Consider the following 14,194-nt stretch of genomic DNA (forward strand, 5'->3'; position numbering starts at 1 on the left):
CGAATGACTCATAGTTCGGTGTACTTTGTTGCTTTGCCTTTTGCCTTGCTGACTGGGTATTTCTTTTCGTTCAGCGCGATCTTGTCGAGAACAATTTTTTCGACATCCAGGTCATAGTTGTCAGCCAACAGCAACGCGTAGGCAATAACATCGGCCAACTCTTCCTTAATCTTGTTTACGTCGGCCTGTTCCGGCGATTTCCAAAGGAACAGCTCCAGTAGCTCCGCTGCCTCAATACTCAGAGCCATCGATAAATCCTTGGGGTTGTGGAACTGTTTCCAGTCTCTATCATCCCGGAACTGACGCAACCGAGCCATCACCTCATTCATCAAAACACTCCATTTACCTGATGCACGAGACCGCCACTTTTTCAGTAAGAGATCCCCAAAATGGTAACCCTAAGGCAGTCTTGGTCAGAACATTAGCAGACTTATAAAGGATACAGAAATCCGCTTATCTCCAGTGCCTTCATGTTATAACAGCCTGTGCTCATTGAGCCATCCCAAAGCAAAGGCTCAATGATAGTTAAGACAGACCTAGACCTGTTCAACGCTCTTACAGTCATTGGTCACCGGGACATCTCCTGGCACCCCTTCATAAAAAGAACATGCCAGTAAACAGAATAATTAGCCACAATACAGTATTTGATCTATAAGCTAATGATGTCTTCCCTCAGGGATGTTGTGGAAGAGGCTCAACAATGTTGTTGTCACCATAAACATCGCCGATCAAATGTTGCCTAAGGATTATGAGCACACAGAAGTAATCACAGAGAGAATGACGAATGAAAAAGTTACTGGCTTTGGCTTTGGTTCTCCTTTTCACCAGCAGTCTGGCATTTGCACATGGTGGCGGTTGCCGTAAGAGCTCTCCTCCTGGACAGTGCTGCCATATGGATAACAGTGCAGGCAGGGTTCATTGCCACTAAACCCTTTCTCTATCAACATTTCGAACACGCTGCTCAACCTGATAAGACACCGCCTTCACCTGCCCCAGCTCCAGCGCACCGGCACTTAGCCGAGGTAGCTGAGTTGGGAGTTCTTTAGCGCTCAGCACATATGGATCCATTGCTCTCTGCTTTCGCTCTACATACCAACCCGGCAATACAAGCACCCCAGCCACCGGCACATCAAACCCAGTAGCATCAGCCAGCCATCTTTTCACAGTTCTTACATTCATACGAACCTGCTCAAGTGGCTTTTTCTCAAAGTGGCCCGGAAAGTGCAGGGTATCGTTTTCGAGCCGAACCCGGGCTTGTTTCTTACCATCCACAACTTGCTTCGAGCGCCCTTTCGTCTCAATCACAAACACGCCATTAGGACTCACTACAAGATGATCAACATTGAAGCCGTCAAACTGTAGATCATGAAAGATTCGGTAAGGGTGATTTTCAGGCCGTATAATCTGCTCAAGCTCCTGCCCAACTGCCATTTCACACGCCAGTCCCAAACGCAGTATTGCCAACCTCTTCACAATGCCTACTGATTTGTAGATTTGGTATCCAACAACAGCAACCACAGTACAGACCGCGAAGAGCCACGTTCCCCAGCCCAACTGCTTGTCAGATAATTTTTCTTGAGCCAAAAAAATAAGAGGAACAGAGCTACTCATCATGGGTATAGCGATGAAAACCCCCATGAGGTCCGACTGAAGATCATCAATCGTTTTTTGTAGACTGTATCCAGCAGGTCTCAGCAGATCAGCCCCGAGAGGGCTTGTCCGATTTTTCGACAGCAACCGCTTGGTATAGATCGCAATCCCTGTCAGTAAAAACAAAGGGGAAAGATAGAGAGCAACGACCAAAAGAGAGGTAAATAACGGAGAAAGCCAGTCCATGACCACGAAGAGTCCTATTCAGCAATATCACCCGATAATAAACATTCCTCCGGTGTTAAACCACCCACTGTGACCAGATTGTGACCAACTCCGGAATTGCGCAGTTAACATCCGCCTGCGTGCCCGTGGCTCAGTTGGATAGAATAGCGATTTCCGAAAGCTAAAATGCTGAAGTAAAAAGACAAAAGAGGGGATAAGCAAGATGGCGCGCCCGGAGGGATTCGAACCCCCGACCAACAGGATCGGAACCTGCTACTCTATCCAGCTGAGCTACGGGCGCGTAGGCTGGTGTTACAGGGCGCCAATCTTACGCAGGTATGATCATTTTGCCAAGTCCTGACGAATAAGATCTGAAATGCCGCATTTCCGTATGGCTATTAAATCGGTATAATCGCCAGTCAAAATATGAGCAGCCTTGTCTGCACCTGAAGCCTTGGGCTGACGCAGGTGGCAGGTCAGGTATTTCTGCTACCGGTTTTCTTATGAGTGATGAGGTCGTGACTGTGAACAAATTTGCTGCAAAAGCTGCATCCGCACTGTGCACACTGGGACTGGGTCTGGTGTTGGCCGGCTCGATTCATGCTGCTACTGATCGTGATGCGATCATTGAACGCATCAAGCCTCATGGCAATATCTGTGTGCAGGGTGATGAAACCTGCGGCACTGCTGCTGCCGCAGCTGCACCAGCCGCTGCAACTGCAGGTCGTACTGGTGAGTCCATCTATACTCGCAGTTGTGCTGCCTGCCACGGTACTGGTGTACTGGATGCACCAAAATTCGGTGAAGGCCAGATGTCTGCACGTCTGAATGAAAAAGGCATGGATACGCTGCTGGCTAATGCCATCAACGGCATCAACGCCATGCCTGCACGCGGTACCTGTGCTGACTGCTCCGATGAAGAGATCGAAGCCACCATTGAGTACATGCTGGCTAACGACTGATCCTTTTCAGTGACTGTGAAGGTCAGACGGTCGCACGATCGCCTGACCTTTTTCTATTACAGAATTTAAAAGTTACAGAATTTCAAAACTACAGAGTCAGAAATCGTCCAACAGCCCTTTAAGGCTGCTGATGGTTGCCCGGCCCCGTGCCTTGTTGACCTCCGGAGAGCTCTCTCCCAACCCCTCTGTGACCAGATCCTCTTGCGGCAGCTCCTGCAGAAAACGACTCGGCGCGCAATCTATCCACTCACCGAACTGCTTGCGCTTCTTAGCCAGCGTCATGGTCAGTGTTTCTCTGGCTCTGGTAATACCTACATAGGCCAGCCGCCGCTCCTCTTCGATGGTATCGCCTTCGATGCTGTTACGATGTGGCAGCAACTCCTCCTCCATGCCCATCAGGAACACATGCGGAAACTCCAGCCCCTTGGAGGCGTGCAGCGTCATCAGTTGCACCCGATCGGAATCATCCTCTTCCTCCTGGCGATCCAGCAGATCCAGCAACAGCAGACGGGCAATCGCCTCCTGAATACCGGCATCAGAGTCCTCCTCCTGCAATCGCTCCAGTGTCGCCTTGAGGGACTCAACCAGAAACCAGACATTCTGCATCCGTTTCTCAGCCACCACATCACTGGAACTGCCCTGACGGATCCAGCCCTCGTAGTCCATATCCAGAATCATCTCACGCACCGCCGCGATCGGGTCACCCTCATGGCACAGCCTCAGCAGATGCTGCATCCAACGACAGAAGCGTTGCAGGCGGGTGATCGCCTGAGCAGGCAGCACCTGCTCCAGCCCCATCTCGTCACAGGCTTCAAACAGACTGATCAAACGAGAGCTCGCATATTCACCCAGATGCTGCAGTGTGGTGGGCCCTATTTCCCTGCGCGGCAAATTCACAATACGCAGAAATGCGTTGTCATCTGACTGATTGACCAGCAAACGCAGATAGGCCATCAGATCCTTGATCTCGGCACGGGCAAAGAAGGAGGTGCCACCGCTGATTTTGTAAGGCACCTGAAAGTGCTGCAGTTTCATCTCCAGCAGACGCGCCTGATGGTTACCCCGATAGAGCACGGCAAAGTCACGGAAAGGAATTCTTTCACGCAGATGACGATCCATGATCTCGGTGGCAATACGCTCTGATTCCGTTTCATCATTGCGGGTGTAAATGATGCGGATCGGTTCACCAAAGCCCTTGTCGCTCCAGAGTTTTTTGTCGAACACATGCGGGTTGTTATCGATCAGGGTGTTGGCTGCCTTGAGGATGCAGCCTGTAGAACGGTAGTTCTGCTCCAGCTTGATCACCTTGAGGCTGGGGAAATCTTCCTGCAACTGGCCCAGATTCTCGGGCCGCGCGCCACGCCAGGCATAGATAGACTGATCGTCATCACCCACTACTGTGAGTGCATTGCGATGCCCGACCAGTTGCCTGACCAATCGATACTGCGACAGGTTGGTATCCTGATACTCATCCACCAGCAGGTAACGTATCCGCCCCTGCCAGCGCGTCAGCACATCCGGTTGTTGTGAAAAGAGTCGTACCGGCACCAGAATCAGGTCATCAAAATCTACGGCATTATAGGCGCGCAGGGATTTTGCATAGGCCTCATAGGCACGAGCCGCCAGTATCTCATCCGGCAGCGCGGCTTTAGCCAGCGCCTGGTGCGGTTCCAGCATGTCGTTTTTCCAACTGGAGATCTGGTGTTGCACCATGCCAACCTGCTCGGCATCTTCATCATGGTGCAGCAGCAGGTCGCGCAACAGCGCCTTACTGTCCTGATCGTCAAAGATTGAGAAGCCGGGTTTAAGACCCAGTGTTTTGTGTTCGCGACGAATGATGTTCAGGCCAAGGTTGTGAAATGTGGACACGGTCAAGCCACGGCTGTCACATCCCTGCAATAGTTGCATGACACGCTCCTTCATTTCACGAGCTGCTTTATTGGTAAAGGTAACAGCCGCAATATGCCGTGCACTGATCTCGCACTCTTTAACAAGGTAGGCTATCTTGCGGGTAATCACGCTGGTTTTACCCGAACCGGCACCCGCCAGCACCAGCAGTGGGCCACCGATATAATGCACCGCATCTTTCTGCCGCGGATTCAGTTTACTCATAAATTATTACAGGCCTAAATAATTTTGGATATCAGCCGATATGCTTGGAAAGATCATGCTTCACTCAAACAAAATTGGTCATCATATTGATCAACAAACAGCTTTTCAAACGGTTGTTTGAATTAGGTATGTGACATGTTAGGCTAGGGTAATATACACTGACATTAAAACTCAGTTATCGTTAAGCTTGTAGCCTGCCGGTCGCCATCCGACAGCGGGTCAGACAAACCTACAGAGGTAACCGGCAAGATGCTAGCAGTAGAGCAGGCCCTTATACATCCTGGTTGCAGACTTGTGCTGATAGATCCGGATGCTATGGCGATACAGCGCCTGACCAGCTTGCTCCCTCCTGCGTGTAATCTGTTGCTGTTTCCATCCCTTGATCTCGCCGCTGAAACCCTGAGAGAGCCAGAGCCAACCATTCTGCTGCTGCATGAAAATGCGATAGACAACGTCGACCAGACACCGCTGAATCACAGCGAGCAGTATAACGGAATTCCGCTGATAGTTTTACTGGAACAGGATACGCCGGAACGGCTGGAGTATCTGCTGCAACATCCTCTGAATGATTATATCAATCTGGATCAGCTGGACACCTCCACGTTGTTTCGTGTTCTGCGCTATGCCTCGGCAAACCTGCGCAATCACAAGGCGCTGTTTGAGATTCAGACCACTGATCCGCTGACAGGCACCGGTAATCGACAATACTTTTACAGTCAGTTACAAAGCGCTTTGAAGCGACTCGATCAGGGATTCAAAGTCGCCCTGTTTGCCATCGATATCGATAACTTCAGCGCCTTCAATAACAATATGGGCCATGATGCGGGTGACCGCGTTGTGCTGGAGCTGAGCCGGCGTCTGCGGCGCTGTCAGGGAAGCTCACACCTGGCACGTATCGGGAATGACGAATTTACGATCATACTGATTGTTCGGCCTGAGGACTCGCTGCAGGAAGCCACGCAGCAGATGACAGAGCATCTGATCGAAGCGATGATCCCCGGCTATCAGATCGATGATAGCGAAGCGACTATCAGTTGTAGTATCGGCATCGCTCAGGCCCCGCTGCATCATCATGAATTTGATGCGCTGATCCGTTTTTCCGGTCTCGCACGATTGCGTGCCAAGAAGCTCCGCGGTCATAGCTATGCCATCTATGATCCGAAGCAGGACAAGGAAGGTGGCTCCAGTATTGCGCTGGAACCCGAGCTATGGCGAGCCTTACAGCAGGGAGAGTTCAGTCTTTACTACCAGCCCCGTATCAATCTCAACACAGGTGATATCGTCGGCGCCGAAGCGTTGATTCGCTGGCATCATCCCACTCGCGGCCTGATTACACCCGATACGTTCATCCCGGTCTGCGAACAGTCCGGCCTGATTGTGCCGATCGGCTATTGGGTGATACAGCAGGCCGGTAAGGATATGAAGCTGATGCGTGATGTTGGCCTGCGAGGCTATGTAGGTGTCAACCTCTCCTTCCGCCAGTTTCAGGATGGCTATCTGGCCAACACCATTGAGCGTCTGATTCACAAATACAATATCGATACCACCATGCTGGAGTTTGAGCTGACCGAAACTGCGCTGTTCAGCGACGAGGTCCATGTGCGCCAGTGCATGGAATCACTCAGTGCGCTTGGCGTCGAGTTCTCTCTTGATGATTTCGGCACCGGTTACTCCTCCTTCTCACTGCTGCAGAAGCTGCCCATCTCGACACTTAAAATCGATAAGTCTTTTATCTCTGGCATCCCCGGCAACAAGGACGATGAAGAGATAGTCCGAACGATCATCAACCTGGCCAAGAACATGCAACGCAAGGTGATTGCCGAGGGTGTGGAAACCCAGGGGCAACTGGAGTTCCTGCTCCTGCATGGTTGCGATCTTGCTCAGGGCTACCTGTTCAGCCGCCCCGTCAGTCTCGACAAATTCCTCGCCATGCTCGACACCGCAAGACCTGAGCAGGACGCTATGCTGGAGCAATAACTTGCTTAGACATCCACCGGATAAAGCCAAGCCCATGCCAGCCTGCAATAAACAGCCACATTAACGCCTCAATCCATTACCCCGAAATGCCAACGCCTCCAGCAGGTGAGACTGTTCCACCCGGTCATGTCCCTCCAGATCTGCAAGCGTTCGAGCCACACGCAGCAAGCGATGACAGGCGCGCGCCGAGATACCCAGATTATCCATCGCCTGTGTCAGCAATCGGCGCGAATCGCTGTCGAGATGACAATGCTCCTCAAGGAAGCGCCCGCTGAGCAGTCGGTTGCTTGAACCCTGACGCTGAAGCTGAATCTCGCGCGCCCTCAACACCCTTGCCCGTATGTCGGCACTACTCTCTGCCTGCTCCCCGGGGCGCAGCAATGCATCGGCAGGCAAGGCCGCCACCCAAAGCTGAATATCGATTCGATCCAGTAAGGGACCTGACACCCGGCCCTGATAGCGCCGAATCTGATCTGGCGTACAGATACAGCGATCAGTACCATCACCGTAGTAACCGCATGCGCATGGATTCATCGCAGCTACCAGTTGGAAGCAAGCTGGATACAGAGTCTGTCGGGCCGCACGCGAGATCAGAATCTCTCCTGTTTCCATTGGTTCACGCAAAACATCCAGCACGCGACGTGGAAACTCAGGTAACTCATCCAGAAACAACACCCCCTGATGCGCCAGAGAGATCTCACCCGGCCGGGGGTGCGAACCACCGCCAACCAGGGCCGCAGCCGAGGCCGTATGATGCGGTGCACGAAAAGGGCGCACACCCTGACAGGCATCCAACACCGACATACCGGCAACAGAGTGAATCGCAGCCACCTCAAGGCACTGCTCAGGTGTCAGTTCGGGCAACAGTCCGGGAAGCCGGGAAGCCAGCATGCTTTTACCACTGCCAGGCGGGCCGGTAAAAAGCAGATTATGCTGCCCGGCCGCCGCTACCTCCAACGCTCTTCTGGCCTGAAGCTGCCCCTTCACGTCCGACATATCCGGGCAGGTATGAATCAAGGGTTCTTCAGCTTCGACTCGACAGGCAAACTCAAGCTTTAACTTGCCACTGAGATACTGATGCAGTTGTAACAGATGACTGACGCCGAGCACTGGGGTATCACCCATAAGCGTCGCTTCATCTGCATTACAGGCTGGCAGTATCAGCGCCCGCCGTGCCTGCCCACAGGCAATAGACGCTGGCAGTGCACCACGCACCGAACGTATCTCGCCAGACAGGGCCAACTCCCCCAGCACCTCAAACTGATGTAACTTGTCGTTCTTCAACTGGCCAGACGCCTGCAAAATACCGAGCGCAATCGCCAGATCATAACGACCACCCTCTTTGGGCAGATCAGCAGGTGCAAGATTGATGGTGATACGGCGTTGAGGGAAATCGAACCCCGCGGTAATCAGGGCGCTGCGCACCCGTTCCCGACTCTCTTTCACAGCCGTTTCGGGTAAACCGACGATAGCCAGTGACGGCAAGCCGCCGGACAGATGTACCTCCACCGCCACAGATGGAGACTGAATACCCAACTGAGCGCGGGTATGAATAACCGATAATGACATGACACCTTCCTTGGTGATCCAAACTGAATAGAGCAACCCACTTTATTGGGTGCGTACTGAATTATTCCGCACGGCTCTCTTGATCTGTCTGGACCGGCTCTGACGGATGCGTATTCGCACTACCGGGTACCAGCAACTGCTCCAGTTGAGCGACTTTATCTTCCAATGCCTCCAGGCGCGCACGCGTTCTGGCCAGCACCGCACTCTGGGCATCAAACTCTTCTCGCGTGACCAGATCCAGGCGGCTGAACGCACCTTGCAGCAGGAACTGCATCTGCTGTTCAACCTGCTCCTGCCCAGGTAATCCACGCACACCTTTGAGCAATTGCGTCATCTGCTCCGACAGCCCTTCGACGAGCTTGTTCTGAATCATCTTTGTCCTCCTGCCTGTATGAACTGATTACTATAAACCACTTCCATGACAGGCAACACTTTCTGACCAGAGTTTTCTGATCAGCCCCCTCTGTTCAGGTTCCCCCGCTCAAGAGACCTTCTCGCGCCATTTCAGGTCACCTATCTGCACATTCAACCAGTCAAATCCGACTCGCCGCGCCACCGCTGCTGCACCATCCAGACTCTTGAACTCACGCTCACTGTTAGAGCGCTGAAGATTCAGGATCACCACTTCCTGATCTCTTGTGATGAATTTCAACGTCCAGCCCCGTGACATCGAAATAGGGATCGCCTGGCACGATTCGAACACGCCTGCTTTAAAAAGCAGCCTTATTTCTCGCTCTTGCATCATCTTAATCCTTATTTGAATTATCATTTAACTACTATGAATAGTATAAAATAAATTATGATAAATCACAATAAAAATACAACAATTTACGACTCATAACTCATTGAAATATATGATAAAAATAAATAATTTCAGACCACTTCAGCAATGCCACCTTGGTTGCGTAACACATTGTTTTATAAGAATAAAAAATGCATACCCCACTAGATCAATTGCTTATAACAGATTATCTTTTTATATTTTTGATTTGCGTTAATAAGATAAAGAATAATCAATATATATTTTTGATAGATTGATACTGGATAAGGTGGAGAGAGAGGGACAACAGATGGATTCAGCTTATGCTGCGGCGTGCATAAGGTGATATTACAAAGGAGAACTCCCAAACGGGAGACTGGACGTGACTTTGCGACCACACATCAAAAGTGCGCCCATTAGGTTGCCGAACAACAGCGCACCAAAATAGAGCACAATAGAAGCGAGTGCACAGTTTTTAACCACACCTGCCACCTGTCTGCACCAATATCTATCATTCACTTTGATATGAAATAGTTATCTTATTGTTTTATATATATTTTATTTTTCTGGCACGGCTTTCGCTTAGACCAAGCAAGCGAAATCAGCTGGTACTCACCTGTCCGACTGGTTTCGGTCTTTTACTTTAAAGAGGGACTGAACGATGAAACTGGTTTCAGCAATCATAAAGCCATTCAAGCTCGATGATGTGCGCGAAGCGCTCTCCGAGATAGGTATCCAAGGTATCACTGTCACAGAAGTCAAAGGCTTCGGTCGTCAGAAAGGCCATACAGAACTCTACCGTGGTGCGGAATATGTCGTTGATTTCCTTCCAAAGGTTCGCATCGATGCCGCCGTGAAAGACGACGTGGTCGACCAGGTCGTTGAAGCGGTCAGCAAAGCCGCTCAGACCGGCAAGATCGGTGATGGCAAAATTTTTGTCACCCCACTTGAACAGGTTATCCGCATCCGTACCGGTGAATCCGGACACGACGCACTTTAATAACCCTTATGACGATTTTTCGCCTGCTGGAGGGCTGAACAATGGAAGAACTCATCTATGCAACGGCAGCAGATGTTGCACATCTCGCCTACGCAATCGATACCTTTTATTTCCTGATCTGCGGTGCACTGGTCATGTGGATGGCGGCAGGCTTTGCGATGCTCGAAGCCGGTCTGGTCCGCGCCAAGAACACCACTGAGATCCTGACCAAAAACGTCGCACTTTATGCGATTGCCTGCACCATGTATCTGATCTGCGGTTACTACATCATGTACAGCTCCGACGCCGGTGGCATTCTGCCAAGCCTGGGCGGACTGATCGGTGATGAGAACAGTGTCGATGCGGTTCTGGCCGGCGACGAAGATGGCCCTTACTACTCCATGCGTTCTGACTTCTTCTTCCAGGTTGTATTCGTTGCCACCTGCATGTCGATCGTATCCGGTGCCGTTGCCGAGCGCATGAAGCTCTGGGCATTCCTGGCTTTCGCTGTCGTCATGACCGGCTTTATCTATCCAGTCAGCGGCTACTGGACCTGGGGCGGCGGTTTCCTGAGCGAAGCAGGCTTCTCTGACTATGCAGGCTCCGGTATCGTCCACATGGCAGGTGCTGCTGCAGCGCTGGCCGGTGTCATCGTGCTGGGTGCTCGTAAAGGCAAGTACGGTAAAGATGGCCAGATCAATGCGATCCCCGGTGCCAACATGCCACTGGCAACTCTGGGTACCTTAATCCTGTGGCTGGGCTGGTTCGGCTTCAACGGCGGGTCCGAGCTGAAGATGTCTGATATCGACTCTGCCAACAACGTTGCTCAGGTGTTCGTCAACACCAATGCTGCAGCCGCCGCCGGTGTCATTGCAGCTCTGATCTTTGCTCGCATCTGGTTCAAAAAAGCGGACCTGACAATGGCACTTAACGGTGCACTGGCTGGCCTGGTAGCCATTACGGCTGGACCTCTGGCTCCTACAGCGCTAGGCGCAGCCGTCATCGGTGCTATTGGTGGTCTAATTGTGGTCGGTGCCATCGTGACACTGGATAAACTGAAAATCGACGATCCTGTCGGCGCCATCTCCGTTCACGGCGTGGTCGGTATCTGGGGTCTGCTGGCAGTACCGCTGACCAACTCTGATGCCACCTTCGGTGCACAGATTCTGGGTATCGTTGCCATCTTCGCCTGGGTATTCATTGCCAGCCTGATCGTCTGGATCGTGCTGAAAGCCATAATGGGTATCCGTGTCACTGAAGAGGAAGAGTACGACGGTGTGGATCTGGCTGAGTGCGGTATGGAAGCTTATCCTGAATTCGCTACAGCTAAAAAGTAAGTTACTGATCTTGAATTAAAAGGAGCCTTCGGGCTCCTTTTTTGCGTTGTCGCTGTGCTATGCGTTGTCTACAGGTTACAGGTATACTTGAATTCATCCCCCGCAGAGTTCGGGACTGAGTTCGGTACTGAGTTCGGGCATTTTTTATTCAGACGTGGCATTATCCATGACTGCAGGTTTTGAGGAGAAAACCATGAAGTTGATCACTGCGATTATCAAACCATTCAAGCTAGATGATGTCCGTGAAGCCTTGTCTGATATCGGCATCCAGGGTGTCACCGTTACCGAGGTCAAAGGCTTCGGACGGCAAAAAGGCCATACTGAACTGTATCGTGGAGCAGAGTATGTCGTCGACTTCCTGCCCAAGGTCAAAATCGAAGTGGCAGTCGATGATGATATGCTCGATGCCGTGATTGAGGCGATCAGCAAGACAGCCAACACCTCGAAGATCGGCGACGGCAAGATATTTGTAACGCCGCTGGAGCAGGTTATCCGTATCCGTACCGGCGAAACGGGTCCAGACGCGCTCTAAGCATTTTCAGATCTAAGCCTTCACAGACCTGAGCATTCACAGCTTTAAATATTCACAGCGAGGCTCGAATCATCAGAGCCTCGCCATCACCGGCCAACTGTTATCAGGCAAGTCTGGCCGGTATTTTCATCGCCAGCTCAAATCCTCCTTCGCTCCGATTCGTCGCATTGACGCTACCTCCCATATGCTGAACGGCGCGTTGCAGAATACTCAGACCCAATCCATAACCATCGCTCGGGTTATGCTGACCACGGACAAACGGATTGAACAGGGTTTTCAGCAGAGACTTATCCACACCCGGCCCGTTATCCACAACACTAAGCAGTAGATGGTTACCATCGTGGCGTGCCAAAATCTCGACAAGAGATCCGACTGGTGTGTGCTTCAGCGCATTCCCCAGTGCATTGCCCAGCGCTCGACGCAACAGCGCCTCGTTAAGAGAGCAACTCAGGCCAGGTGGATCAATACTGAACAACACCTCATGCTCAGGGTGGGTCAACTGCGCATCAGCGACCAGAGACTCCAGTATTGGCATCAGATGGCAAGGCTCCACTTGACCGGACTCTTGCTCCAGCCGAGACAAGGACAGCAGTTCCTCAATCAGATGGTTAAGCTGTTCACACTCTCGATTGATCTGATCAATGCTGCGATGACTTCCTCCGAGTTGCTGCTCGACCAGTCCGGCCGCCACTTGCAAACGCGCCAGCGGTGCCCGAAGCTCATGTGACACATCCTGGAGCAGCCTCTGCTGCCCTGTCAGCGTTTTTTCCACAAAGGCAGCCATCAGATTGAATTCACGCGCCAGTTCGCCTATCTCATCCCTGCGTGAGCTGAGGTGCCCCTCTGCTCGTGTGCTGAGGTTCTGCTGATCATGCAGGGCACGCGCATGTTGTCGTAATTGATTGACAGGGCGCACAACCAGAAAGCTGGTCAACAACGCCACCAGCGCGGCTACAACCGCCACCATGATCATCTGCAGCGATGCGCCGAACTGCAGCAGGCGCTGCAAGTGGAACTGATCATCCGGCATAGGAGCCAGTATCTGATACTGCCGACCGGCGTCAGACTCGTATACCAGGCGTACCTTTGGACCCTCTGGTAAAGGTCGCCTCAACTCGATCAGACGCTGCCCGGTTTCGACATCCAGAATCTGCAGTGGAAAGCGCTGCCGCCTGTGCCCCTCATTCCGCGAGGATCGACTGGAAGAGTCACCCGATTCATATCGCTCAATCAGCGTTTGAGCCTGGCTCAACAACCTCTCTTCGTAAAGATCCCGACCATGTCTGCGCTCGTTGACTGTCATCAGACCATATATCAGCAACCCCATGGTGATTGAGCTGAACAGCCAGGTCGAGATGAATATTTTCCAGAACAGATGCTGGTACCATCTCATGATTCACCCCGGATAAACTGGTACCCTTGGCCGCGCACCGTTTTGATCAACTCCGGGGCGTCCTCATGCTGTCGCGCCAGTTTCTGCCGCAAACGGCTGACATGCACATCCAGCGCCCGGTCATAGGCGGTCAGCTTACGATGCAGTACCCGCTCGGTCAGTTGCTCCTTGCTCAGCACTTCACCGGCTTTACGCATCAACTCAGCCAGGACATTAAACTCGACACTGGTCAGTTCCACCAATTCATCGTTTACCCTGACTTCGCGTCTGCCCGGATCCAATCGGATACCCTGCATCTCCAATATCTGGGGTTTGTTTGTTTGTTCGCTATACTGCGCACGTCTCAATACGGCCCTTATCCGTGCCAGTAGTTCTCTGGGGTTGCAGGGTTTGGCGAGATAGTCATCTGCCCCCATCTCCAGCCCGAGAATTCTGTCTATCTCATCACCTCGGCCAGTCAGCATGATCACCGGCACTTGAAGCGCCGGACGCAGGCTCTGCAGCAGTTCAAGGCCACTGCGCCCCGGCATCATGATATCCAGCACCAGCAGATCAAACTGATCCGGCTGACTCAGCAGTGCAGTGGCTTCATCCGCATCCGCGGCAGTTGCCACCTGATAGCCCTCGTGTATCAGATAATCTGCCAGCATTGCAGACAGTTGCCGGTCATCATCCACCAGCAGTAAGCGCTCTTGATTCATCGCATCCTCCGTTACGCTGCATAATACCGCCATTTCGACCCTGTTGAGGCGACTTTA

At 52.1% G+C, this 14,194-nt stretch carries 13 protein-coding genes and 1 tRNA gene; 5 read left to right on the forward strand and 9 right to left on the reverse strand.

What is annotated here, in order from left to right; genetic code table 11:
- Window positions 1–8 precede the first annotated feature (8 nt).
- The 3 genes from ACK3CJ_RS21305 to ACK3CJ_RS21315 all read right to left on the reverse strand — a co-directional run bounded on the left by ACK3CJ_RS21305 (window position 9) and on the right by ACK3CJ_RS21315 (window position 2,116).
- Window positions 9–329 carry a nucleotide pyrophosphohydrolase gene (locus tag ACK3CJ_RS21305; protein WP_409524204.1) on the reverse strand — a complete coding sequence of 107 codons (321 nt, stop codon included), beginning with the start codon at window positions 327–329 and terminating at the stop codon, window positions 9–11.
- 595 nt (window positions 330–924) lie between these two features.
- The gene (locus ACK3CJ_RS21310; RefSeq protein WP_409524205.1) at window positions 925–1,836 is read right to left on the reverse strand and encodes a nuclease-related domain-containing protein; all 912 of its coding nucleotides are present in this window, start codon (window positions 1,834–1,836) and stop codon (window positions 925–927) included.
- 203 nt (window positions 1,837–2,039) lie between these two features.
- Window positions 2,040–2,116: transfer RNA gene (locus ACK3CJ_RS21315), tRNA-Arg, on the reverse strand.
- A 202-nt stretch (window positions 2,117–2,318) separates the two neighbouring features.
- Here ACK3CJ_RS21315 and ACK3CJ_RS21320 point away from each other — a divergent pair.
- On the forward strand, window positions 2,319–2,777 hold the full coding sequence (locus ACK3CJ_RS21320) for a c-type cytochrome (RefSeq protein WP_409524206.1): 459 nt from the start codon (window positions 2,319–2,321) through the stop codon (window positions 2,775–2,777).
- A 96-nt stretch (window positions 2,778–2,873) separates the two neighbouring features.
- Here ACK3CJ_RS21320 and rep read toward each other — a convergent pair whose 3' ends face one another.
- Window positions 2,874–4,889, reverse strand: a complete 2,016-nt coding sequence (gene rep, locus ACK3CJ_RS21325; RefSeq protein ID WP_409524207.1) for a DNA helicase Rep — start codon at window positions 4,887–4,889, stop codon at window positions 2,874–2,876.
- Window positions 4,890–5,183: 294 nt separating this feature from the next.
- Here rep and ACK3CJ_RS21330 point away from each other — a divergent pair, with 294 nt between their 5' ends.
- Window positions 5,184–6,866 (forward strand): putative bifunctional diguanylate cyclase/phosphodiesterase, encoded by a 1,683-nt coding sequence (locus ACK3CJ_RS21330; protein ID WP_409524208.1) that lies wholly within the window; start codon window positions 5,184–5,186, stop codon window positions 6,864–6,866.
- Window positions 6,867–6,926: 60 nt separating this feature from the next.
- Here the strand turns inward: ACK3CJ_RS21330 and ACK3CJ_RS21335 are convergent, their stop codons facing one another.
- The 3 genes from ACK3CJ_RS21335 to ACK3CJ_RS21345 form a co-directional block, all read right to left on the reverse strand.
- Window positions 6,927–8,435: a YifB family Mg chelatase-like AAA ATPase gene (locus ACK3CJ_RS21335; RefSeq protein ID WP_409524209.1), complete on the reverse strand. Its 1,509-nt coding sequence runs from the start codon at window positions 8,433–8,435 to the stop codon at window positions 6,927–6,929.
- 61 nt (window positions 8,436–8,496) lie between these two features.
- A complete protein-coding gene (locus tag ACK3CJ_RS21340; protein ID WP_409524210.1) occupies window positions 8,497–8,808 on the reverse strand; it encodes an accessory factor UbiK family protein in 312 nt (103 codons plus the stop codon).
- Between the two features lie 108 nt (window positions 8,809–8,916).
- Window positions 8,917–9,180 (reverse strand): hypothetical protein, encoded by a 264-nt coding sequence (locus ACK3CJ_RS21345; protein ID WP_409524211.1) that lies wholly within the window; start codon window positions 9,178–9,180, stop codon window positions 8,917–8,919.
- Between the two features lie 676 nt (window positions 9,181–9,856).
- Here ACK3CJ_RS21345 and glnK (ACK3CJ_RS21350) point away from each other — a divergent pair.
- The 3 genes from glnK (ACK3CJ_RS21350) (at window position 9,857) to glnK (ACK3CJ_RS21360) (ending at window position 12,043) form a co-directional block, all read left to right on the forward strand.
- Window positions 9,857–10,195, forward strand: coding sequence for a P-II family nitrogen regulator (glnK, locus tag ACK3CJ_RS21350; protein WP_409524212.1), 339 nt, complete (start codon window positions 9,857–9,859; stop codon window positions 10,193–10,195).
- A 41-nt stretch (window positions 10,196–10,236) separates the two neighbouring features.
- Window positions 10,237–11,511: an ammonium transporter gene (locus tag ACK3CJ_RS21355; RefSeq protein WP_409524213.1), complete on the forward strand. Its 1,275-nt coding sequence runs from the start codon at window positions 10,237–10,239 to the stop codon at window positions 11,509–11,511.
- Between the two features lie 193 nt (window positions 11,512–11,704).
- A complete protein-coding gene (glnK, locus tag ACK3CJ_RS21360) occupies window positions 11,705–12,043 on the forward strand; it encodes a P-II family nitrogen regulator (RefSeq protein ID WP_151702217.1) in 339 nt (112 codons plus the stop codon).
- A 103-nt stretch (window positions 12,044–12,146) separates the two neighbouring features.
- Here glnK (ACK3CJ_RS21360) and ACK3CJ_RS21365 read toward each other — a convergent pair whose 3' ends face one another.
- Window positions 12,147–13,436, reverse strand: a complete 1,290-nt coding sequence (locus ACK3CJ_RS21365; RefSeq protein ID WP_409524214.1) for a HAMP domain-containing sensor histidine kinase — start codon at window positions 13,434–13,436, stop codon at window positions 12,147–12,149.
- A complete protein-coding gene (locus tag ACK3CJ_RS21370; RefSeq protein WP_409524215.1) occupies window positions 13,433–14,137 on the reverse strand; it encodes a response regulator in 705 nt (234 codons plus the stop codon). Before ACK3CJ_RS21370 ends, ACK3CJ_RS21365 begins: the two co-directional genes overlap by 4 nt.
- Window positions 14,138–14,194 lie beyond the last annotated feature (57 nt).

It is taken from the genome of Nitrincola salilacus (genome assembly GCF_046271865.1).
Classification (GTDB): Bacteria; Pseudomonadota; Gammaproteobacteria; order Pseudomonadales; family Balneatricaceae; genus Nitrincola; species Nitrincola salilacus.